We start from the raw sequence: 24,227 nt of genomic DNA, 5'->3' as shown, positions 1-24,227 counted from the left end.
GTCATCGTAAAAGTAGTAGAACAAAATATTAAAAAAATATTCATGGAAAACAAAAACACTTTACCATTACAATCAAAAAAAACTACAGACCCTTGGGGAATTACAGTATTGGCTAGTACATTCTTATTAATGATTGGTGCTATTTACCTAGTTTATGTATTTCAAAGTGATTTTGACCAATTTAATAAAGAAAGATCAAGCTCTATCATAGGTCTTACTTTTATGGCTATAGCAGGTTTTTTATTCTTTTTAAAAGCAGCTTATTTTGTTTATGTTTTATTTAGATATTTTAAATACAAGCCAATTGCATCTGTATCTGATGAAGAACTACCAACTTGTACAGTTATAGTCCCAGCTTATAATGAAGGTAAGCAAGTATATGACACTCTAATAAGTTTAGACGAGAGTAATTTTCCAGAACAAAAATTACAAATAATCTCTATAGATGATGGTAGTGCAGATGATACATGGGAATGGATGAAAAAAGCCAAAAACATCTTGGGAGATCGTTTAGAAATATACCAACAACCAGAAAACAAAGGTAAAAGACATGCATTATACCGTGGCTTTAACCTTGGAACAGGAGAAGTTTTTATTACGGTAGATAGTGATTCTATTGTAGACCCAGACACCCTAAGAATTTTAGTTAGTCCATTTGTAACAAATGAAAAATGTGGTGCCGTTGCAGGTAATATTAGAGTCTTAAATAAAGAAAAGGCTTTGTTACCTAAAATGTTAGACGTAAGTTTTGTTTTAAGTTTTGAATTTGTTCGTTCTGCAGAAAGTAGTTTAAACTCTGTATTATGTACTCCTGGAGCTTTAGCTGCGTATAGAAGTACTGCTGTTTTTACTTGTTTACCAGAATGGATTAACCAAACTTTTATGGGGCAACCATCAGATATTGGAGAAGATAGAGCAATGACAAACATGATACTAAAACAAGGATACCATGTATTATTTCAAAAAAATGCAGTTGCTTATACAAATGTTCCTGAAGAATATACTGGTTTATATAAAATGTTTATTAGATGGGGAAGAAGTAATGTTCGTGAAAACATTCAAATGTCTAAATATGTATTCAAAAACTTTAGAGAAGAAACTAAACTTGGGACTAGAATATTATTTATAAATCAATCTTTAAAAATAATAATGAGTTACCCATTTTTAATATTCATGTTATTCTTTATATTATCGCACCCATTACTATATATAAGCTCTACTTTATTAAGTATCCTTATACTATCTTCTTTCCCTGTTATATTCTACGCAAATAAATATGACTTTAAAGAAGCTTTCTGGGCATATTCTTATAGTATTTTATATGCTTTTGGTTTGTTTTGGATTACCCCTTATGCAATTGCAACTGCAAGTAGAAGAGGTTGGCTAACAAGAGGATTACCCGAAAAAAAATAATATTTTTTCAACATAAAATTGCTAGTTTTTTACCTCTATGAGGTATTAAAGACTAGCAATTTTACTTTATAATTAATATTTTAATTCTCCAAGACTATATATTTTATAAAATAAAATCTTCCTAATTATTCTTTTTCTGAAAGTTATTTTTCTTTTTTCGACTAATAAATACATGAAGTAAAACAAAGAAAAAACCTTGTTTTCTTACCGTTTAACTAAAAAATGCATTTTTTTTAATGCTTTTGTAACATTCGTAGCTTTTTTACGTATAAGTATATGCAGTCTATGCAAATGAACTTAATTTTATTAAATGAGACAGCTTAAGATTACAAAACAGGTTACCAATAGGGAAACCGCATCTTTGGATAAGTACTTACAAGAAATTGGAAAAGTAGACCTTATTACTGCAGATGAAGAAGTAGAATTGGCACAACGCATCAAGGCAGGCGACCAGATCGCTCTTGAAAAACTTACAAAAGCCAATCTAAGATTCGTAGTATCGGTTGCTAAGCAGTACCAAAACCAGGGCCTTACTCTGCCAGACTTAATCAATGAAGGAAACTTAGGATTGATAAAAGCGGCACAACGTTTTGATGAAACTCGTGGATTCAAATTTATCTCTTATGCAGTTTGGTGGATTCGTCAATCTATCTTACAAGCATTAGCAGAACAATCTCGTATTGTTCGTTTACCATTGAACAAAATTGGTTCAATAAACAAAATAAACAAAACTTTTGCATTTTTAGAGCAAGCACATGAGCGCCAGCCTTCACCAGAAGAAATAGCAAAAGAATTAGACATGACAGTTGATGATGTAAAGCAGTCTCTTAAAAATTCTGGTCGTCATGTATCTATGGATGCTCCATTAATTGATGGGGAAGATTCTAACCTTTACGATGTACTTCGTAGTGGCGAATCTCCAAATCCTGATAAGGAATTGTTGCATGAATCATTACGTACGGAAATAGAACGTGCTTTGGAAACATTAACTCCAAGAGAAGCAGATGTTATTCGTTTATATTTTGGTTTAGCAGGACAACACTCTATGACCCTAGAAGAAATTGGTGAAACTTTTGATTTAACAAGAGAAAGAGTTCGTCAAATTAAAGAAAAAGCTATTCGTAGATTAAAACATACATCTAGAAGCAAAATATTAAAAACATATCTTGGTTAAACAAGACACCTATTAAAATTATATTGCAAAATTTTAACATATTGGAAATTTGGCATATTAATTGTAATTTGTGAAACATAACAACAGTTTATCATGACTGTTCGTTTTTTGATTGATGAATAAACTCCGGCTGATTACCGGAGTTTTATAATTTTAGAATCTTTATGGAAACACAACCCAATAATCCTCTTCATGGTGTTAAACTCGCAACCATTCTAGAAGAACTAACAGACAAATACAGTTGGGAAGAATTAGCAAACCAAATAAATATAAACTGCTTTAAGAGCAATCCTTCTATAAAATCTAGCCTAAAATTTTTAAGAAGAACACCTTGGGCAAGAGAAAAAGTAGAAAAACTATACCTTCACAGCATTAAAAAATAAATATGGCATTTAATATTGTTCTTATAGAACCAGAAATACCAAATAATACTGGTAATATTGGTAGGTTAAGTTTAGGAACAGGATCCACATTACATCTTGTAAAACCATTTGGGTTTGAACTTAGTGACAAAAGAGTTAAACGTGCCGGTTTAGATTATTGGCAACACTTAAATGTACTTATTTACGAAAGCGTAGAAGACTTTTTTTTGCAACATAAAGATAAAGAAATGGTTTTTTTATCTAGTCATGGCAAAAAAAAACACTGGGATATTCCTTTTAAAAAAAATATGTTTCTTGTTTTTGGAAAAGAATCTGTAGGATTATCAAAACAAATTATAGAAAGTAACAAAGAGCATCTTTACAAGATACCATTATATAGTGAACATATACGAAGTTTAAATATTGCCAATGCAGTTAGCATTGTAGTTTATGAAGGTTTACGACATATACAGTAAATACTATTCTTAAACACACTACTAAAAAGTATACATTTCCGTATTTTTGTTATTAAACTAACAAAGGTATTTTCTAATGAGCAAAACAAAAATTGCCCCTTCCCTACTGGCTGCCGACTTTGGCAACTTACAACAAGATGTTGAAATGGTTAATAACAGTAATGCAGATTGGCATCATATAGATGTTATGGATGGTGTTTTTGTTCCAAACATCTCATACGGTATGCCTGTTTTAAAAGCTATTCAAAAACACGCAACAAAACCATTAGATGTTCATTTAATGATTGTAGACCCGGACCGCTACATTAAAACATTTGCAGACTTAGGTGCTTCTATACTAACCATACACTATGAAGCTTGCACCCATTTACACCGTTCTTTACAAGCAATTAAAGCAGAAGGTATGCTAGCCGGTGTGGCATTAAATCCGCATACAAATGTTTCTCTTTTAGAAAATGTTATACAAGATATTGATGTAGTTTGTTTAATGAGTGTTAATCCTGGTTTTGGCGGGCAATCTTTTATAGAAAATACATACAATAAAGTAAAAGCCCTAAAAGAATTAATCAATAAAAAGAATGCAAAAACTTTAATAGAGATTGATGGTGGAGTTACATCAAAAAATGCTGCTGCTCTTACAAATGCTGGTGCCGATGTATTAGTTGCTGGTAGTTTTGTTTTTAAAAGCGAAAATCCTACACAAACAATAGAAGAACTAAAAAATATAGCTGGATAATGCATTTTGATGTTATCATAATTGGTGGTGGGCCTATAGGAATAGCTTGCGGGCTAGAAGCTCAAAAAAAAGGGCTTACCTATCTTATTATAGAAAAAGGACCTGTAGTTAATTCTATTTTTAATTACCCAACCAAAATGCAATTCTTTTCTTCATCAGAAAGACTAGAAATTGATAACATTCCTTTTATCTCTACAGAAGTAAAACCAAAAAGGAACGAAGCATTAGAATATTATAGAAGGATAGTTACAAGTAATTCTCTTAACATACATTTATTTGAAGAAGTACTTTCTATAGAAAAAGAAGAAAATTTCTATATTAAAACTACAAAAAACAACTATACTTCTAGTAAAATTGTAATTGCTACAGGTTTTTATGATGTTCCTAATTTATTGAATATTCCTGGGGAAAACCTACCAAAAGTAACGCACTATTATAAAGAACCTCATTACTATTCTAGACAAAAAGTTGCTGTTATTGGCGCAAGCAATTCCTCTGTAGACGCTGCTTTAGAATGTTGGCGTAGTGGTGCAGAAGTTACCTTAATTATTAGAGGAAATGAAATTGGTTCTAGGGTTAAATATTGGGTACGCCCAGATATACTTAACCGTATTGAAGAAGGTAGTATTAAAACCTATTATAACACCAATGTTACTAAAATAACAGAGAATGCTATAGAAATTAATACGAATGGAAAACTACAATCTTTAAAGAACGATTTTGTAATTGCATTAACAGGATACAGACCCAACTTTAAATTATTAGAGCTTTTAGGAGTAAACCTATCTAATAACGAAAAGAAAATACCACAATATAACCCAGAAACCATGGAAACTAATATAACTGGCGCTTATCTTGCTGGTGTAGTTTGCGGTGGCATGGAAACCCATAAATGGTTTATAGAAAACTCTAGAATACACGCCAAACAAATAATAAGCAATATATTACAAAATAAATAGTAAATATACCTCCCTAAAAACAGGGATGTTTTTTTTACTACTTAAAGCCTATTTTTAAAGAACCTAATATCCCAATTTTGTAATTGGCAAAAACCTTATTGTTTTACCAAATAAAACTTAAAAAGGTCTATAGAATAAAAAATGAGGAATAAAAAACTTAAAATAGGAATATATATATATATAAAAAGATTGCTTTTTGTATGTGTACACTTATGTTTTATAACTATAAATGGCCAAGATGGTACCGCAAATAAAAACCAAATGGTTAATTTTTCTTGGTCAAAAAGAAGCCCTGAAAAATCTTTACAACCTTTTTATGAATTACTAAAAACTACAGAATATGGTGCGCAACGTTTTTCTGTAATAGAACAATTAATAGAGCATCATACAAAAAAGAGTAACACAGATTCTATTTTACATTATGGGAACTTATATATAAAAGAAATTGGAAATTGGAACCAAACAGAACATATAAAACTAAGACACTACTCTAAAGCGCATTACTACTTAGGTACTGGAAGCCTTATGAATGGACTTACAGACAATGCTATAAAATGGTATATTCAAGGCTTACAAGAATCTGAAGAATCTAATTTTAAAGAATATAATTACAAAAATAAACTGGGCTTATCTAAAAGTTACATTTACCAATTAAAACTAGATAAAGCCATAAAAATACTTCGCAAATCTTTAAAAGAATTTTCACCAGAATTTCCATCGTTAAAAATTAGAAATTCTCTTTTACTAGGAAAAGCCTTTAGATTAAAAAAAGAATATGATAAAGCAGCATCCTATTATAAAGAAGGTTTAGAGATTGCTAACTCATTAAATGATTTAGAAATGCAACTAACTATAAAGTTAGACATAGCTAAACTTCTAGAAGCAAAAGGCGATTTTGAAAAAGCTTTTAATGCATATGAAAATACTAGAAATAAAGCTAAGGCTAATAACCTAGATGCTATTTATTATGAGGGTTCTTTATTACTGGCAAAATATTATTACAAACATGAGCATTATGATGCTGCTCTTATAGGTTTATCTACAGCTTATATAAATGCAATAGATAGCGAAAACCTAGAGTTTCAGAAAGAGTTACTACAAATACAAGCTAGAATATTTTCCAAACAAAAAGACTACCCTAATGCTTATGCAGTTATGACTCAGTTATTTGGAGTAACAAGAAAAATAAACTCCAAACAACAACGCGAAATAATTAAAGAACTTGAGATACAATACGAAACTTTAGAAAAAGAAAAAGAGATATCTAAATTAGAAGAAAGCCAAATTAAAAGAGAGGCAGAGTTAGAAAGGCAAAAAACCATTAAATATGCTTTTTTAATAGGTTTCCTAATTATATTAATTCCCGTAATTGCATTACTCTACACGTATTACCAAAAAATACAAACCCAAAGTTTATTATCTAAAAAACAAGAAGAAATAAACCAACAAAAAGTTACCACACTAAAACAAGAACAAGAGTTAAACCTTATTAAAGCTTCCATGGAAGGTCAAGATGAGGAACGTAAACGTATTGCTCAGGAATTACATGATAGTATTGGGGGCAATTTAGCAGGTATAAAACTACAACTTTCTAGTATAGATAATAAACCTAAAGAACTAAACACTATTACAACTCAATTAGATGAAACATACCAGTTAGTAAGAGATATATCACATACATTAATTCCAAAAAAATTTAGACAAAATGTTTTCACCAATTTAATAGGTGAATATGCAAAAACCATAAGCAACACAGGAAAAATAGAAGTAGATTTTTATCCACATCCAGAAGAGTTGATAAATACAATTCCTGATCAAATTCAATCTGAATTATTTAAAATTATACAAGAATTAATGACCAATACTTTAAAACATGCAAAAGCAACTAAAGTAGATATTCATTTAAACTATTTTGAAGATAAATTATCCTTACTATTTGAAGATAATGGGCAAGGATTTAACACAACAGAATCTTCAGAAGGCATTGGTTTTAAAAATATAAAAGGTAGAATAACAGAACTTTCGGGTAGTTTACATATAGATTCTACACTAAAAAGAGGCACCATAATAGCAATAGAAATACCAAACACTCACAATAATGAACTATAATCTTATAATTGCAGATGACCATAAAATGTTTATTGATGGTCTTTTAAGTATTCTTAAAGATGCACCAGAATTTAATATTACTCTTACTGCAAAAAACGGAGCTCAGGTTGCCAAATATTTAGACATTAATGGTGTAGACGATTTAGATTTATTAATAACAGATTTAACAATGCCAGAAATGGATGGTATTGCGCTTAACCAATTAGTGAAAGAAAAATATCCAAAGCTAAAAACCTTAATTGTTAGCATGCATATTGATGGCGTAATGATAGATAAGTTAATACGTAATAATGCAGATGGTTATGTTCCAAAAAATGCAGAAAAAGAAGAATTACTTACTGCAATAAAATCTATTGTTAAAGGAGAGAAATATTTTTCTCCCGAAATTAAAAGGGCTTATACAGATGCCATGTTTAAAAATGAAAAAGCTAAAGAAATTAAACTTACAACAAGAGAAAAAGAAGTTTTAAAATTAATTGCGGAAGAAAATACTACGCAAGAAATTGCCGATATTTTATTTCTAAGCAAACATACTATAGAAAGTTATAGAAAAAATTTAATATCTAAATTAAATGTAAAAAACTTAGCTGGTTTAACCAAACACGCCATTAAAATGGGTCTTTTAGACGAATAAGCTTAAAAATTCAAACTCGTATTTATTAGTAGCACCCTGAAAACAGGGGGTAATTTTTAGCCTTTTAAGGTGTATTTTAAGAATAGTGATTATTGGAAATTTGTAGTGTTATAAAACATTACAACTATGAAATATCAAATTTTATTTATCACTATTACCGCATTATTTATTTCTTGCAGCAATGACAAAAAAGCTACTGAAACAGCCAAACAATTTTCTAGTTTAAAATCGGACATTTTATTAGAAAATAGCATGAATAAACCTTTCAATACAAACAACAACGAGGAGCATACCTTATTCATTTCTGGGAAAAATATTTTAGAAGGGACTGCTACTTTAAAAGTAACCAACAAAAAAGGAGAAGAGTTATCATGTACATCTTTCCCTGCAAAAAAGTTAATACATCAAGAATATAAAATGGCAAATTCTACCTTACAAGAACAACACCTAAGAGAAGTTGTTAAAACCTTTTTTACAGAGGATATAAACGACTCTATAGCTAACCTATAACCATTGCACTAATACTAGTTTTTATTCGTTAATACTATAACCATTAATATAACCACCATGATAATATTCGGAAGCAGATCAGCATACATTGGTTCAAAAATGTCTACAAATGCAATTTGCAGTAATTGCCAAACCCAAGGAAAAATTCGCTATAGTGTTTTTAGTGGCCATGCCCATGTTTTTTGGATACCTGTATTCCCAATGGGAAAAACAGGAGTTTCTGAGTGCCAACACTGTAAACAAACTCTACGAGTAAGAGAAATGCCTCCGCAAATGCAACAGGAATGTAATGCCGTAAAAAAAGAAATGAAAGCTCCTATTTGGCAATTTTCTGGTTTATTTATAATTGGTGCATTAATAGTTCTTGCTGGCTTTGCAAGTAAAAACGACAAGAAAAATGAGGCCGAATATTTAATAAAACCTTTAGTAGGAGATATTTATGATTACAAAACAAATACAGACCAGTACTCTACTATGAAAGTAGCCAAAATTACAACCGACTCTGTCTTTGTCCAATTAAACGATTATGAAATAAGCCGAAGTAGTAAAATCTATAAAATAGATAAAGAAAAAAATTATGCAGACGCTATATACGGGTATTCTATAGATGAAATAAAGAGCATGTATAATGAAAGAATAATTATAGATATTGATAGGGATTAAAATACTGTCCTTATTTTTTAATTACTTGAATTTGAAAAATTTTATTAAAGCCACTTTTTTCTTTTAAAATATAGTAACATCCCTATAAAAATAACAACCATTACAGTTAGCAATACAAAATATCCATTTTCATACTTAAGTTCTGGAATATTTACAAAATTCATCCCATAAATACCAGCCAAGAATGTAAGCGGAATAAATATTACAGAAATTAATGTTAGCAGTTGCATTACTTGGTTCATTTTAAGGCTCATCTCTGAAATAAATAAATCTTGAAGGCCATTTAGGATTTCTCTAGTAGCATCTACTGTATCCATAACCTGAATGGTATGCTCATACAAATCTCTAACATACAATTGACTAGAATGTTCTATAAAAGCATTTTCTGTTTTAGAAAACTTACTTATAGCCTCTCTTAATGGAGAAACAGATTTTCGCATAGACATTAGTTCTTTTTTAAGCTGATGAATTTTATTCTTATCTTGAACTTGCTGGGTCTCTATAATTCTTTTTTCCAAATCTTCTATAACCTCTTCTATTTCATCTAGAACTATATAATAGTTGTCTACTATACTATCTATTAAAGCATAGGCAAGATAATCTGCTCCTCGCAGTCTAATTTTACCTTTACCTGTATTTATTCTTTTTCTAACGTATGCAAATAAATCACTATCTGTTTCTTGTACTGTTAACATAAAACCAGTATTAAAATATATGGCTACGTGTTCTTTTTTTATTTCTAAAAGAGTACTATTAAAGCTAATAGAAGCTAGAGTAATAAAAATACCGTTCTCATATTCTTCAAACTTTGGTCTTTGATGAATATCTACTATTGCTTCCTGTATTAATGGGTGTATTTCAAATATTTGCCCTACTTGTGAAATTAAATCCGTATCATGCATTCCACGAATGTCATACCAATCATTTTTTTCAATAGAAGGCTTTTTTAATATTGTTTTAGAATGGCTTTCTATTATTTGATCATTACAATAGGTTTCATTAAAAGCCAAGTAATGCGTATGTACATTATCTACTTTTTTATTTCCTGTAAATACTACAGAACCAGGAGGTAAGCCAATTTTCTTATTGTGTTTTCGCATAATTACTTTACAATTCTTTTTAAGGAGAAAGTATGATTTTCAATATATTAAAAAAAAAGCCATGATTTCTCATACCTTTTTAATTTTTAAAAACTTCTATAATCTATAAAAAAGAAGCGAACCAAAATTAACAATTTAATACCTCTGCAAGTTTATTTGCAACTAAAGGTGAGCTATCTATATTTTTCACATGCGATTTCGCTCTTCTTGCGATCCTGTAACTCGCTTCCTTTTTTCCTTTACTTTTTGATTTCCGAAAGGAAAGGAATAAGTGACTTGAAAAACTCTTTCGGAAAAATCATTATTGCCGTATGTTTTTACGCCCAATTCGGGCTGTTCATATTCCCAATCGATATTGCCGCTTGATGCAGTAATGTCTTGTATACTGAACGTTAGCGAACTTTCGTTCTTAAATTTTTTACTGATTCCGAAGTTTACAAAATGACGCAGATAATGCACTTGATCACCAGTGATGAACGGACTCATATACCTACCATCGATATTGGCCGTCCATGAATTTCCTAATTCAAAAACATTGGTCAGTTGTGCTGTAACACCAATCACACCTTTTTCAAAAGGCAAGGGACGGTTTGATGCATCTTTTACTTTTTTGTAGGCACCATCTAAATTCCAGTTCATTTTCCATAGTTTACTAACTTTCACAGGAAAGCTCATTGTAATTAGAACTCCACTCATACTATCAAAATTAATAGGTGTACTTGTTTGCAAGTTTTGTTCTTTATCTACAGTATTATAAAAAGAAATGGCCCCTCTGGTCTTATTGACTTCAACGGCCAGTAAAAAAGAACGAAGTTGATAGGTTAGTCGTATAGCATTAGTAAATGAAGGCCTTATTCGGGTGTTTGAGGTAACGAAGAGGCTAGGGTCTATTAATAAATTAAAGCCGGCAATTTTCATAAAAGCAGGCCTCTCAATTCTTCTATTGAAAGATAATGTCATAGTATTTAGAGAGTCTATGACATAACTAGTTCGAAGAACAGGAAAGAGGTTGTTGTAGGTAACCATAAAATCATTGTTTCCCTCAGCATCAGTAAGCTCGTAATTGTAATGTTCTAAACGAAGCCCCAAATCACTTTCCCATTTCTCGTTCCATTTTTTGGAGTAAGAAGCATAAGCTCCTAAAATGGTCTCACTAATATCGTCGTTCATTCGAAATGAAGTATTTTCAGACCAAACACCTGAATTTCGGGTACGTCTTTGAGAAACGGTATTCGAATTATTAAAAGTACCTTTGACACCGGTCTCTAGTTTAGTGCCATTTTCCGTTTTCCGTTCGAAATCAGCTTTGACGGTATATATTTCGAAGTTAGAATTACGGTTAGCTTCTATCATTTCTTGTCCACTTGACAAATCAATAAAAGTAAGGCCAGAAAAATTTTGAACATCCAGCGCCACCCTATCCATATCTATATTGATGGAGCTGTTTGGGTTTAGTTTCCTAAAATAATTTAGATTAAAGAAGCTATTTCGGTTCGGGTTATCCATACCCATAAGAAATTGCGAATTTGTATTGGACATTTGATTCATAGCACCTGTCGAATTACTCTTAAAATCAACCCCCGACATATTGCTTTTTGAGAATCCGAAAACGGCACCAATAATATTATTTTTATCGATTTCGAAATCTGCTCCTAAGTTGAAACTGATTGAATTGAAAGTTGGATTGGTAAAATTTAACCGGTTCTCATAATAATATTGGTCGCCTTCAAATTCATATTCCCTGAAATGATTGACACTCCACAGGGGAGACTTATTCTGAAAACCAGTCGTATTAGCATATATGTTCAAACGATCGTTTCGAAAATTCAAGTCTAAATTTCCACTGAACTTTTCTCGTTGTCCAATTCCAACTGTAAGACTTGTATTTCCGCTCATACCATAAATGCTATTTTCTTTTAGGACAATGTGTATGATTCCAGCCGCATTGTTTGCATCATACTTGGCCCCAGGTTGATGAATGAGTTCAATTCGGTCAATATTTTCGGCCCTCATGCCCTTTAGTTGCTGAATTAATACACCTTGAGGAACTCGAGAAATTCTATCATTTATCATTAGTAAAACTTCCCCCTTATTGTTCAAACTTATACTGTTTGAATTTTCTTGCACAATAACTCCGGGTGCTTTTTGAAGAATTTGTAGCGCGTTGTTGCCAGTAAAAGTCGGTAAAGAGCCAACATTCAATATCAATCTGTCACTCTTTTGTTCGTAGAGTAGTTTTCGACCTACCACTGCTACTCCCTCTAATTCTTGGTTTTGACCTTCTAATTTAGTGATGCCATTCAAAATTTCTTGACTATCTTGAAGTTGCAGTTGTTTAAAGTAAGGTTTAAAACCAAGTAGCGAAATGTTTAGTATATAGTTTCCTGCTGCAATGTTTTCAATTAAATAATTACCTTGATCATTACTAGTTACACCTTTTACTAAAACAGAATCTTGCTGTTGCAATAACAGAACATTAGCAAATGTGATTGGTTCTTCGTTTTCGTCATAAACAGTACCAGACACAGAACTGTTTTGCGCTTGTATTTGTCCTATTTGTATCAATAGAAATGTTACAAGTAGAAAATAACTAAAAGATGTTTTCATTGCATGAATTTTGATTTGTTTTAAGAAAATTACTAGTAGGAATTGTAGATCAACACCTATTTCTTAAACTAATTAATTTAATGGTGAATGATGCTCAGCAACAATTTTCCAACCGTTATCTGTATTTAAGAATAACAATGATATTTGGTCATTTACAACAACAAGGTCTTCCCTGAATTTTAAATGAAAATCAGAATGAAAAGTTACATTGGCAACCGCTCCATAAACTGCAATTTTCAAATCTTTTGCATCAAATTTTATTACTTCTGTTACTCCACCAAAAACACTACGTTCATAGCTTTCATTGGCTTCATCCCCATTGCGCAGTTCTCCATTTTTAAATTCGGTAAACTTGGGGCCGTATGCATGAAAAGAAATTAACTTATCCATATCTCCATCTTTTAAGCTTTGGGCGATTGCGCCAAAAGTTTCTATAATTTCTTGTTGTGCTTCCGGAAATTCTTGGTTCAACAAATCCACTTTTGTAGTAGATTGGTCCATACAACTTGTAATGGTTAGTAATAAAAAAGAGAGTACTGTAAATTTTAAATTTGTTTTCATAATAAAAATTTTAATCGTTAAAAGCTGTTCTTTTCTATATAGAACCAGTGAGTGTCAAAGTTGAAAAGAAAGTGCTTGCAGTACCTAACAAGTATGTTTCAGTCTTGTTAAGCTTTTATACAGGTCTTCAAATTATGGTGCAAAACCTTTAAATTATGTTGAGTTGCGTACTAGAGGGGTTACTATTTAAAAGAAACCTTTATTGGCAAACCGATTCTCGAAAATCCTACGTTGTTATACAATTCTTTATATCGAAGGTCATTTCTTATTGGGGTCAATAAGGGTTCTTCTCTTAACCATGTCATTTCGACTTCATGCCTATCGTATGACTTTTGCAACCAATCAAAAGTTTTTTCATAGTCTTTTACGTGTGCATAGTAAAGCGCTATAAACCATGCGGGGCTACCTGAAGATCCTTTGCCATACTCGTTTTTTAACTCGATTAAATATTTTTCAGTAAATTTTGCGTTTCCATCAGCTTCGGCATAAATCGCATTAAGCCACATTAATATAGGTGGGTAATCAGGAAATTGATTAGTTATTTTTTCAAATTGAATTTTTGATCTTGCATATTCTCCTAAGTAAAAATAAAGTTTGGCGGATTCTCGTAAATAAAACCAGTTATTGTTATACAAGGGGTCTGTTTGGGTTAATATTTCTAGGGCTTCATCAGTAGAACCTAAATAAAACTTGGCTTCTGCTTTAAAAAACGGATAAAATACATTTGATGGGTCATTTATTATTAAACGTTCAATTGCCTTAAGGGTTTCTTCGGGCCTACCGGTTTTAATAGGGTAGTCAAGCGAAATGACAGATGGTTTGTCATGTGTGGAATTGTTTACTATTTTTTGATAAAACTTCTCAACCAGTTCAAAATTCCAGTCATAAAAAAACCGTCCTGTATTAAGTTCTTCCTCAACTCGTAGATTTATTGGTTCTATTTTTAATGCTCTTTCTAATAAACCCTTTGCATTACCCCAAGCTTTTTGTTCGTCATAAAAACCCCAAACCGAACCACCCATATGCCAAACATTGGCCATGTCTATATAGGGTTCAACAAAATTCGAATCCACTGTAATTGCTTTTTTATATAGGCCAATAGCATTTGAATAGGATAGTTCGTTTCCCTTCTGCCGTTGAAACTCTCCTTGAAGATAATAAGAATAGGCCTGTTTACTCTTTGTTGGTACTTTTTTAATATCTGCTAGTTCATCTTTAGCTATTATCGCATTCATATTGGTAGCAATACCTTCTACCACTTCAGTTTGCAGTTCAAAAATCTCATCACTTTTCCATTCTTTCGTGTACTCCTCGGACCAAAGATGAACATTTGAATTGCCATGAATTAATTGTAGCTTGATTTTGATTTGATCACCTGAAATTTGCAGATTACCCTGCAAAAGATTGGACACCCCTAGTTCATTGGCAATTTGTTGAATAGACTTTTCAGTCTTCTTGTATGTTAAGGTCGAAGTGAAAGGGATAACATGATCAATGGCATCGATTTTCGATAGTCTTGAGATAACTGCATCGGTCATACCATCTGAAATGTATTCCAAATCAGTACTCCCTGTCCAGTTTTTAAAGGGCAGTACTGCTATTGATTTATGGGCGATTATTGATTTGGTTATTCTCGGTTCTTTCTTTTCGGTATCAGTATCGCTGAAATAATAATAAACTGCTGCCAAAACTACTGGAATTATCAATAAGGCCCACCAAAATGTAATCTTGGTCTTCTTCTTTACTATTGGGACATCGGTTTGAATTAGACCTTCAATTTCATCACTAGTTTGTGATTTAACCTCACCAGGTGTAAAACCATAGAATTTATGAAAACAAGTATTGAAATAAGTAGAACTACTAAACCCAACCCGATATGCTGTTTCAGAAGCGGTAACCTCTTCAGTTTTTAAAATTTCTAAGGCTCTTTTCAGACGGTATTCTCTAATAAATTGACTCGTTGAAACACCTAGTAATTTGTTGAGTTTTCGATGCAAACTTGATCGGCTCATGCCAACGGCTTGCGCAAGACTGTCCACACCAAATTGGTCGTTGTTAAGACTACTCTCAATTTCTTTGGTTAGTTTTTTGATCAGAGTTTCCCTCAATGGTTTTTCTTGAAAATTCTTATTAAAATTATCATCCGAATTCATATATACGTCTAATTTCTTTCGGGGGACATTACAAGTTAAACAATTTAAAGTAACAGTATTATTGGTATTTAAGGAGTTTTATAAAACAATCTTCTTTAGTGTAATTAATCTCAGCAGTGTTAAACTCTTTACATTACACCTATCTGAGTGACATCAGAATTGTAAATAAACTAACCGAAATGTACTTTGATTCAATAGAACTCTTTGCAAAATTCGCTTTTTGTAAAGAATTTAAATCTATTACAATATCAGTTTCATAAAAACACAAAATCTTTCAAACTTATCAAAAGCTTTAAGCTACAAAGTAATGAAAATAAGAAGGATATGTGTGAAAAGTTAAAATTTAGGCAAAAATAAAAGCTCTATAAACAATTGGTTTAAAGAGCTTTGTATATAAGTGACCGCGAAGGGATTCAAACCCCCAACCCTCAGAGCCGAAATCTGATGCGCTATTCAGTTGCGCCACGCGGCCTTAAAAATTATTGGCACCGCCAAAGGGTATAATACTCAGAGGCTTGCCTTAAAATTGAAAACTTATTTCCATTGAATACCTCGTGGGCTTGCCTCGAGGTAGTTAACTTTAAGATAATAACTTTTTTACGATAGTAGATATAGTTTTTCCATCTGCTTGTCCAGATAATTCTTTAGATACCATACCCATAACTTTCCCCATATCTTTCATTCCTGAAGCTCCAGTAGCTTCTATCGTTTGCACAACTACCTTTTCTACTTCTTCTTCCGTTAACTGTTCCGGTAAAAATTGTTCAATTATAGCAACTTCTGCTAATTCTGGTTCTGCTAAATCTGCCCTACCTTGTTCTGTAAAAATAGCAGCACTATCTTTTCTTTGCTTCACTAGTTTTTGCACTAGTTTCACTTCTTCCTCTTCAGATAATTCTGTCTTAGAACCACTTTCTGTTTGTGCTAATAATAATGCAGATTTTATTGCTCTTAATGATTGCAAAGCAACAGAATCTTTTGCTTTCATAGCAGCTTTCATCTGCTCCATAACCTTAGACTGTAAGCTCATAACTATAAATTTTAGAAGTGCGAAGATAAAAAATAAACCCGAAAATAGTTTCTATTTTCGGGTTTATTAAACTTGTAAATACGTTGCTTAATCTACATTATCATGTAAAAAAGAATTATTAGATCGTAACTGAATTTCATCATTACTATCAGAACCTAAAGTGGTTCTAGAAATTTTTTTTTCAGCACCATTATCATTCAAATTAACTCCTTTTCTCTTATATGCAGGTTCTTTTTCTATTTCATCTACACTAGAGTTTCCTTGAAACTTATAATTGTAATCTTTTAATTTTCTTCTGCGTTCGTCTGCTCTTTCTTTTAAAAGCTCTTCTATTGGCTTCTCTAACGGGTCTACTTCTTCTTGCGTAGCTGTAGGAGAAGGGCTTACTGTTCTTTTTTGAAAAACTAGCTCATCTTCTACAATTTTAGGTTCAAATTCTTCTGCTTTAGATTTTGCTCCCGTGAGCTTATTTTCTAGCTCCATATAGTCGTCTAAACTATATCTTTTTTCGCCACCTTTATTATACTCTAAAACAGGAATTACTTCTATATGCTCATTTACATCTACATCTTTAATATCATCATCTAAGCTAAATGTAATTATATTCTCTTGTTCTTCTTTAGTTTCTTTTAAAGGCATATCAAAACTAACAGCAAACATATCATCTTCTTCCTTAGGTTTAACCTCTTGATGATCTATAACATTCATATTCTTTATAGCATCAGAAGAATCTATTATTACAAAATCTTCTTCATTTACATTTTCTGCTACCACTTCATCATAAAACACATTAAAGTTTTTAATGTAATTAGTTGTAGGTATTAAATCTAAGTCACTATCATCTTCGAAAGTATTTGTTACAGTATTAGAAACTTCATCTTCAGAGTCATCTATTAATTGATGTACTATGTTGTTTTGTGTTAAATCTTTTTCTGCCTTTTGACCATCTTCAAGTGTGTGAATAATTTTTTTTGTTTCTGTATTCACAATTTCATCTTGCTGGTCTACATTAAAACCCGTAGCAATAACAGTTACAGCAATTGCTTCTCCTAGGTCTTCATCTTCACCAACACCCATTATTATGTTTGCTCCGTATCCAGCTTCTACTTGTATGTGATCATTTATTTCTCCTATTTCATCAATAGTAATTTCTTGAGAACCAGATACTATAAGTAATAATACATTTTTTGCTCCGTTAATCTTATTATCATTTAATAATGGAGAGTCTAATGCTTTCATTATTGCTTCATTAGCTCTTGCTGAACCTGAGGCAACTGCAGAACCCATAATTGCTGTTCCACTATTAGAAAGTACTGTCTTAGCATCTCTAAGGTCAATATTTTGTGTGTAATGATGTGTAATTACTTCTGCAATACCACGAGCAGCGGTTGCTAATACTTCATCTGCTTTAGAGAAACCAGCTTTAAAACCTAAGTTACCGTATACTTCTCTTAATTTATTATTATTTATTACAATTAAAGAATCTACATTAGCACGTAATTTTTCGATACCTAATTGTGATTGCTGCCCTCTCATTTTACCTTCAAACTGAAAAGGCATAGTAACAATACCTACAGTAAGAACATCCATTTCTTTTGCGATTTTGGCTATAATTGGAGCAGCACCAGTTCCTGTTCCACCACCCATACCCGCAGTAATAAAAATCATTTTTGTAGTAGTCCCCAACATAGCTTTTATGTCTTCCATACTTTCAATGGCAGCTTGCTCCCCTACTTCTGGGTTAGCACCAGCCCCCAATCCTTCTGTAAGAGATACACCTAATTGAATTTTATTTGGCACAGAACTATTATCTAAAGCTTGCGAGTCTGTATTACAAATAATAAAATCTACACCGTTAATACCGGCTTGGAACATGTGATTAATGGCATTACTACCACCTCCACCTACTCCAATTACCTTAATAACGTTGCTTTGATTCTTAGGTAAATCAAAAGAAATATTTTCAAATTCCGTGTTGTCGCTCATGCTCTTTAAAATTACTGGTTAAAATATGTGTTCTTAATTATAGTTTCTTACTCTGCGTTATCTAAAAAGTCTTTTAACTTATCTGACCATTTATCTAAAACAGATTTTCTGGGGGCTCTATTTTGTTCTTGCGATGATTCTAAATTCCCATTTTCTACTAAAACAGGTTCTTCTTCAGCTAAAGGATTATTTTCTTCTTCCTCTATAGTATTTAACTCTTCTAGCCGTCTGGTTTTAGCATCGTTCTCTATTGCATTCATTAACAAGCCAACACTGGTAGCATACAATGGACTTACTACTTCTTTATCAGAATCTCCTGCTAAATGCTCATTAGGATACCCTATTCTTGTATCCATTCCTGTAATGTACTCTACTAATTGTTTTAAATGCTTTAGTTGGCTGCCACCACCTGTTAAAACAATACCTGCAATTAATTTCTTCTTTTGCTCATCGTGCCCGTAGTTTTTTATCTCTACATATACCTGCTCTATAATTTCTACAACTCTTGCATGAATAATTTTAGAAAGGTTTTTAAACGAAATTTCTTTAGGCTCCCTACCTCTTAATCCCGGTATTGATACTATTTCGTTATCTTTATTTTCTCCTGGCCACGCAGAACCAAACTTTATTTTAAGAAGCTCGGCCTGTTTTTCTATAATAGAACAACCTTCTTTAATATCTTCTGTAATTACACCACCTCCAAAAGGAATTACTGCAGTATGCCTAATTATACCGTCTTTAAAAATGGCTAAATCTGTAGTACCACCACCTATATCTATTAGTGCTACACCTGCTTCTTTTTCTTCTTGACTTAATACTGCATTAGAGGATGCCAAAGGTTCTAATGTTATGTTTCCAAGATCTAGACCTGCACTTTTAATACATCTTCCAATATTCTTAATAGAAGTTACCTGGCCCACTACTACATGAAAATTAGCTTCTAGCCTACCACCATACATTCCTATAGGCTCTTTAATTTCTGCTTGGCCATCTACTTTATATTCCTGTGGTAATACATGAATAATTTCTTCTCCAGGCAACATTATTAATTTATACACTTGATTACAAAGTATATCTAAATCATTATCATTAATAACTTTTTCTGAGTCTTCTCTAGAAATATAATCACTATGTTGTAAGCTTCTTATATGCTGCCCTGCTATACCAACCACAACAGAACCTATTCTTAAACCAGAATTTGCTTCTGCTTCTTCCACAGCTTGTTGTATAGATTTTATAGTTTGTGTAATATTATTTACAACTCCTCTATGTACACCCAAACTCTTAGATTTACCAATACCAAGAATTTCAATTTTACCATATTCATTTTCCTTACCAATAATTGCTACAATTTTGGTAGTTCCTATGTCTAAACCTACTGAATAATTACCCTGTTCCATTGTTTCTATATTTTGGTGCACACTACTTGATTATTAAACTCTAGACTTACCATTGTAAAATTATCTAAAGTTTGATCCCTATTAGCCTTGGTATAAAAGGCTTTAAAATTGTTAAATTTTTCTTCCAAATTATCTACGCCACCCAGACTAACAACAAATTGCTCCATTCTAAATTTTAGTTGATAGTTATTTACATCTTCTATATGAATTCCTATTACATTTTTTCTTAAAAATTCATCTTCATTTATGTACTTTAAAATTTCATACACATCTTTTAAACTATCTCCCGATATTTTACCCGTAATAATTGGTACTCTAGCCGAGTGATTTCTGGATAACGGCATACGTTTTCCTTCGTCATCTAGATAACAATTTGTATTCCCCGTAATTCTTGCGATTGGCTTGCGCTGAACAATTCTAGACGTAAGCTCCCCATCTACAGTAAGATACACTTGGGCTTTTTTCACCATTTCATTGGCCTCAATAGCCTTCTCCACAGTATTCAAAACTAATTTTTCTTTTGAGACGTTTTCAAGGTTCCCGTAATTTTGTATTAACAATTTATTAACCATGCCTTGTGTAAGGTATAAATTGTCATTTCCAACAAATTCTATATTTACTTTTTTAATGTTTTTTTCTTCATTTCTATGATTAGAAAATGCGAATAAGCCTAATAAAATAAGGCTTAAACCAAAAATCTTAATATAATTCCAATTAATTTTCATAGTGTAATTCTTTTTTTATTTTCTCTACTTCTAAACCAATATCTCCTGCTCCCATTGTGATTATTATTTCAGGGTTTTGTTGTTTAATTTCTGAAATAATATTTGCTTTATTAATTAATTTTTTATTAGGGTTTTTTATTTTTTCTAATAACCATTGCGAAGTAACTCCTTCTATAGGTTTTTCTCTTGCTGGATATATATCTAACAATAATATACTATCAAACTTTGAAAGGCTTTCTGCAAATTCTTCAATAAAATCTTTAGTCCTTGAAAATAAATGTGGCTGAAAAATGGCTAACACTTTTTTCTTTGGATGCATTTCATAAACTGCGTCACAAACAGCGTTAATTTCTGTAGGATGATGCGCATAATCATCTACATAAACCAAATTTGGTGTTTTAATTTTATAGGAAAACCTACGTTGTACACCCTTAAATGTAGCAAGCGCATTAGCAAGGCGATTGGCTGGGGAACCGGCCTGTATCGCCATTGCAAAAGCAACTAAACCATTAAGCAGATTGTGTCTTCCTGGTTTATTAAATGTAACTCCAGTTAAAACTTCATTAGGAGTTCCCAAATCAAAAATGTAGGCACCATGTTCTATTTTTAAATTTCGAATACAAAAATCCGAATCATCTTCTATTCCATAGGTAATACCATTTATAGGTAAACCATTACGCACAAACAGTTTTCCATTTGGCTTTATACGTTTTGTAAATTCTTTAAAAGAATTTTGCAATTCTTCTTCTGTTCCATAAATATCTAAATGGTCAGCATCCATAGAGGTTATGCAGGCCATATTGGGTGATAATTGTAAAAACGAACGGTCAAACTCATCGGCCTCCACAACAGAATACGCTGTCCCTTCTAATAGAAAATTACTATTAAAGTCTTCTGATATTCCTCCTAAAAAAGCTGTAATTGGCGTTCCTGTTTCTTTTAACAAGTGAGCTAATATACTAGAGGTTGTAGTTTTTCCATGGGTTCCTGCAACTGCAAAACAAAACGTGTCTTTTGTAATTATTCCTAGTACTTCTGAACGTTTTTTTATTGTAAAACCATTATTCAGAAAATATTGATATTCCCCATGACTATTTGGTACTGCAGGTGTATAAACTACAAGTGTTTTTGCAGAATCTAAATACTCTGTATTTATGCTTCCAACAGCATCTTTATAATGTATTGTTATTCCAATTCCCTGAAGTTCTTGTGTTAACGGCGTTTCTGTTTTATCATACCCTGCTACATTTTTATTTATGAATTTAAAATAACGCGCTAGAGCAGACATTCCTATGCCCCCTATGCCAATAAAATATACGTTATGTATTTGTTTTAAATCCATTTTATTTTTTCAACAATATTTCTATTTGGTCTACTATATCTTTTGTAGCATTTGGTAATGCCATATTCTTTATATTTTTTGAAATTTCTTCTTGCTTTTCTTTTGATGCAATTAAACCCGAAAAAACAGTATCAAAATCAGCATCTAAATCTTTCTCCTTTACTAGTATAGCGGCATTATTATTCACTAAAGCCATTGCATTTTTTGTTTGATGGTCTTCTGCTACATTTGGTGATGGTATAAAAACCACAGGTTTTCCAACAATACTTAACTCGGACACAGAACCTGCACCTGCTCTTGAGATAATAACATCTGCACTAGCGTAAGCATAATTCATTTTATTAATAAAAGCCATTACTTTTACAGTATCTGAATTGTATTTTTTATACTCCTCAAAATATAGTTTACCACACTGCCAAATAATTTGTAAACCAGCTTCTTTAAAAAAGCCTATTTTCTTTTCTATTAGTTTATTTATTCTACGAGCTCCTAAACTACCTCCTAAAACAACTAATGTTTGCTTATTTTCCTGTAACTCAAAAAAACTTAAAGCTTCTTTCTTATTTCCAGTAAGCGCAATTAAATCTTCACGAACAGGGTTTCCTGTTTTTACAATTTTATGTGCTGGAAAAAACTTCTCCATTCCATCATAAGCAACACAAATTTTAGCTACAGCATCTTTTAAAAGTTTATTTGTAACCCCTGCATACGAATTTTGCTCTTGTAATAAACAAGGCACTTTTCTCCCTGATGCAATTTTAAGCAACGGCCCACTAGCAAACCCCCCAGTACCAATTACGGCATTAGGTTTAAACTGCGATACTATTTTTCTTGCTCTTAACAAACTACTAATTAGTTTAAAAGGAAACATTAAATTCTTTAAAGTCAACTTTCGTTGTAATCCTGTTATCCACAAACCCTCAATTTTATATCCTGCTTCTGGCACTTTCTCCATCTCCATCCTATCTTTTGCTCCAACAAAAAGAAACTCCGCATTAGGGTATCTTTTCTTTAACTCATTTGCAATAGCAATTGCCGGATAAATATGTCCCCCTGTACCTCCTCCAGAAAGAATAAATTTATAATTGTCCACTTAATATTTCTAAAGGATTTGTCTCATCTATATTTTCACTACTATCACTTTCTTCTATCTCCGCATCTTTATTACTTACACTTAATATAATACCTATAGCTAAGCATATCATCCAGCTTGAAGTACCTCCCATACTTATTAGAGGTAAGTTTTGACCTGTAACTGGGAATAACTCTACAGCTACAGCCATATTAATTAATGCCTGAAAAACAATAGGCAACCCAACTCCTAAAACCAATAATTTTCCAAAAATTGTGGCACTACCATTTGCTACTACTATGATTCTAAAAAGCAGTAATAAATAAAAAAACATCACCACAAATCCGCCAACAAGCCCATATTCTTCTACTATAATAGCATAAATAAAATCGGAGGAACTCTGCGGTAAAAAATTCTTTTGCACACTCTTACCAGCTCCTTCACCCAAAAATCCACCGGTAGCTATGGCAATTTTAGCTCTTTCTATTTGATAATCTGCATCTGTATCTTCTGGATTTGTAAAATTATCTACTCTACTCATCCAAGTATCTACCCTATTTGGAAACAAGTCTGGTGCGGCCTTAGCTGTAAGTATAAAAATTGCTAAAAAGGCTATTCCTGTTCCTATAATTCCTAATAAATATTTAATGGGATATCCTCCTAAAAAACACAACATTAAAACCATCGAGAAAATTATTGCTGCAGTAGAAAAATTTGCCGGTAAAATTAACACAATCGTTAAAAAAACAGGAACCCACAAAGGAAGTATACTCTCAGTAAATGTGACCACCTTGTCTTTTATTTTAGTAAGGTAACGAGCTACATAAATCATTAAAACAACAGCTGCCAAATTAGATGGCTGAAAACCTAAACCTACTAATGGTAAACGAATCCACCTACTTGCATTTGTACCACCACTAGTTGTTCCTTGTGCTAAAGTGAATATTAATAATATTAATACAATTGGCATAGCTATTAAAGACAAGCCCTTAAAAAAATGAGATGGAATTTTATGCACCCCATAAATAATTCCGAAACCTAAAAATAAAAGCAAAGCGTGCTTTACCAAATGCCCCATAGTAGTACCATTACCAACAACATATACTAAATTACTACTAGAGCTATATACTGGCAAAAATGAGAATAACGCCAAAAGAGCAACAACTGCCCAAATAGCTTTATCTCCACTAATATTTTTAAATAACTTAAGCACTC

21 protein-coding genes and 1 tRNA gene are annotated in these 24,227 nt (G+C 32.0%); 10 read left to right on the top strand and 12 right to left on the bottom strand.

What is annotated here, in order from left to right; genetic code table 11:
- Nucleotides 1-42 precede the first annotated feature (42 nt).
- The 10 genes from CLV91_RS14800 to CLV91_RS14755 all read left to right on the top strand — a co-directional run bounded on the left by CLV91_RS14800 (nucleotide 43) and on the right by CLV91_RS14755 (nucleotide 9,036).
- On the top strand, nucleotides 43-1,413 hold the full coding sequence (locus CLV91_RS14800) for a glycosyltransferase (RefSeq protein ID WP_121069006.1): 1,371 nt from the start codon (nucleotides 43-45) through the stop codon (nucleotides 1,411-1,413).
- Between the two features lie 310 nt (nucleotides 1,414-1,723).
- The gene (locus tag CLV91_RS14795; protein ID WP_026811703.1) at nucleotides 1,724-2,587 is read left to right on the top strand and encodes a sigma-70 family RNA polymerase sigma factor; all 864 of its coding nucleotides are present in this window, start codon (nucleotides 1,724-1,726) and stop codon (nucleotides 2,585-2,587) included.
- 164 nt (nucleotides 2,588-2,751) lie between these two features.
- Complete coding sequence (locus CLV91_RS14790; RefSeq protein WP_121069005.1) at nucleotides 2,752-2,970, top strand: VF530 family protein; 219 nt, start codon at nucleotides 2,752-2,754, stop codon at nucleotides 2,968-2,970.
- Nucleotides 2,971-2,972: 2 nt separating this feature from the next.
- The gene (locus CLV91_RS14785) at nucleotides 2,973-3,425 is read left to right on the top strand and encodes a tRNA (cytidine(34)-2'-O)-methyltransferase (protein WP_121069004.1); all 453 of its coding nucleotides are present in this window, start codon (nucleotides 2,973-2,975) and stop codon (nucleotides 3,423-3,425) included.
- A gap of 76 nt (nucleotides 3,426-3,501) precedes the next feature.
- The gene (gene rpe, locus CLV91_RS14780; RefSeq protein WP_121069003.1) at nucleotides 3,502-4,161 is read left to right on the top strand and encodes a ribulose-phosphate 3-epimerase; all 660 of its coding nucleotides are present in this window, start codon (nucleotides 3,502-3,504) and stop codon (nucleotides 4,159-4,161) included.
- Complete coding sequence (locus CLV91_RS14775) at nucleotides 4,161-5,120, top strand: YpdA family putative bacillithiol disulfide reductase (RefSeq protein ID WP_394340499.1); 960 nt, start codon at nucleotides 4,161-4,163, stop codon at nucleotides 5,118-5,120. The genes rpe and CLV91_RS14775 overlap by 1 nt, the downstream gene beginning before the upstream one ends.
- A 141-nt stretch (nucleotides 5,121-5,261) precedes the next feature.
- On the top strand, nucleotides 5,262-7,229 hold the full coding sequence (locus CLV91_RS14770; RefSeq protein WP_121069001.1) for a tetratricopeptide repeat-containing sensor histidine kinase: 1,968 nt from the start codon (nucleotides 5,262-5,264) through the stop codon (nucleotides 7,227-7,229).
- Nucleotides 7,219-7,863 carry a response regulator gene (locus tag CLV91_RS14765; protein WP_121069000.1) on the top strand — a complete coding sequence of 215 codons (645 nt, stop codon included), beginning with the start codon at nucleotides 7,219-7,221 and terminating at the stop codon, nucleotides 7,861-7,863. Before CLV91_RS14770 ends, CLV91_RS14765 begins: the two co-directional genes overlap by 11 nt.
- A 126-nt stretch (nucleotides 7,864-7,989) precedes the next feature.
- Nucleotides 7,990-8,373 (top strand): hypothetical protein, encoded by a 384-nt coding sequence (locus CLV91_RS14760; protein ID WP_121068999.1) that lies wholly within the window; start codon nucleotides 7,990-7,992, stop codon nucleotides 8,371-8,373.
- A 99-nt stretch (nucleotides 8,374-8,472) separates the two neighbouring features.
- A complete protein-coding gene (locus tag CLV91_RS14755) occupies nucleotides 8,473-9,036 on the top strand; it encodes a hypothetical protein (RefSeq protein ID WP_170146765.1) in 564 nt (187 codons plus the stop codon).
- Nucleotides 9,037-9,080: 44 nt separating this feature from the next.
- Here the strand turns inward: CLV91_RS14755 and corA are convergent, their stop codons facing one another.
- The 12 genes from corA to CLV91_RS14695 form a co-directional block, all read right to left on the bottom strand.
- On the bottom strand, nucleotides 9,081-10,136 hold the full coding sequence (gene corA / locus CLV91_RS14750; RefSeq protein WP_121068997.1) for a magnesium/cobalt transporter CorA: 1,056 nt from the start codon (nucleotides 10,134-10,136) through the stop codon (nucleotides 9,081-9,083).
- 186 nt (nucleotides 10,137-10,322) lie between these two features.
- Complete coding sequence (locus CLV91_RS14745) at nucleotides 10,323-12,743, bottom strand: outer membrane beta-barrel protein (protein ID WP_121068996.1); 2,421 nt, start codon at nucleotides 12,741-12,743, stop codon at nucleotides 10,323-10,325.
- 72 nt (nucleotides 12,744-12,815) lie between these two features.
- Nucleotides 12,816-13,304, bottom strand: a complete 489-nt coding sequence (locus CLV91_RS14740; RefSeq protein ID WP_121068995.1) for a YybH family protein — start codon at nucleotides 13,302-13,304, stop codon at nucleotides 12,816-12,818.
- Nucleotides 13,305-13,486: 182 nt separating this feature from the next.
- Nucleotides 13,487-15,457 (bottom strand): helix-turn-helix domain-containing protein, encoded by a 1,971-nt coding sequence (locus CLV91_RS14735; RefSeq protein WP_121068994.1) that lies wholly within the window; start codon nucleotides 15,455-15,457, stop codon nucleotides 13,487-13,489.
- A 398-nt stretch (nucleotides 15,458-15,855) separates the two neighbouring features.
- Nucleotides 15,856-15,929, bottom strand: a tRNA-Arg gene (locus tag CLV91_RS14730).
- A 108-nt stretch (nucleotides 15,930-16,037) separates the two neighbouring features.
- Complete coding sequence (locus tag CLV91_RS14725) at nucleotides 16,038-16,487, bottom strand: GatB/YqeY domain-containing protein (protein WP_121068993.1); 450 nt, start codon at nucleotides 16,485-16,487, stop codon at nucleotides 16,038-16,040.
- A gap of 87 nt (nucleotides 16,488-16,574) precedes the next feature.
- Nucleotides 16,575-18,473: a cell division protein FtsZ gene (gene ftsZ, locus CLV91_RS14720; RefSeq protein WP_121068992.1), complete on the bottom strand. Its 1,899-nt coding sequence runs from the start codon at nucleotides 18,471-18,473 to the stop codon at nucleotides 16,575-16,577.
- 47 nt (nucleotides 18,474-18,520) lie between these two features.
- A complete protein-coding gene (gene ftsA, locus CLV91_RS14715; RefSeq protein ID WP_121069043.1) occupies nucleotides 18,521-19,873 on the bottom strand; it encodes a cell division protein FtsA in 1,353 nt (450 codons plus the stop codon).
- Nucleotides 19,874-19,878: 5 nt separating this feature from the next.
- Nucleotides 19,879-20,598, bottom strand: coding sequence for a cell division protein FtsQ/DivIB (locus CLV91_RS14710; RefSeq protein ID WP_121068991.1), 720 nt, complete (start codon nucleotides 20,596-20,598; stop codon nucleotides 19,879-19,881).
- Nucleotides 20,588-21,940, bottom strand: a complete 1,353-nt coding sequence (gene murC, locus CLV91_RS14705) for a UDP-N-acetylmuramate--L-alanine ligase (protein WP_121068990.1) — start codon at nucleotides 21,938-21,940, stop codon at nucleotides 20,588-20,590. The genes CLV91_RS14710 and murC overlap by 11 nt, the downstream gene beginning before the upstream one ends.
- A gap of 1 nt (nucleotide 21,941) precedes the next feature.
- Nucleotides 21,942-23,033 carry an undecaprenyldiphospho-muramoylpentapeptide beta-N-acetylglucosaminyltransferase gene (murG, locus tag CLV91_RS14700; protein WP_121068989.1) on the bottom strand — a complete coding sequence of 364 codons (1,092 nt, stop codon included), beginning with the start codon at nucleotides 23,031-23,033 and terminating at the stop codon, nucleotides 21,942-21,944.
- Complete coding sequence (locus CLV91_RS14695) at nucleotides 23,020-24,225, bottom strand: FtsW/RodA/SpoVE family cell cycle protein (RefSeq protein WP_121068988.1); 1,206 nt, start codon at nucleotides 24,223-24,225, stop codon at nucleotides 23,020-23,022. Before CLV91_RS14695 ends, murG begins: the two co-directional genes overlap by 14 nt.
- Nucleotides 24,226-24,227 lie beyond the last annotated feature (2 nt).

Source organism: Maribacter vaceletii (genome assembly GCF_003634105.1).
GTDB lineage: Bacteria > Bacteroidota > Bacteroidia > Flavobacteriales > Flavobacteriaceae > Maribacter_B > Maribacter_B vaceletii.
Note: the sequence above shows the minus strand (reverse complement) of the source record. Positions and strands in the feature narration are given on the sequence as shown.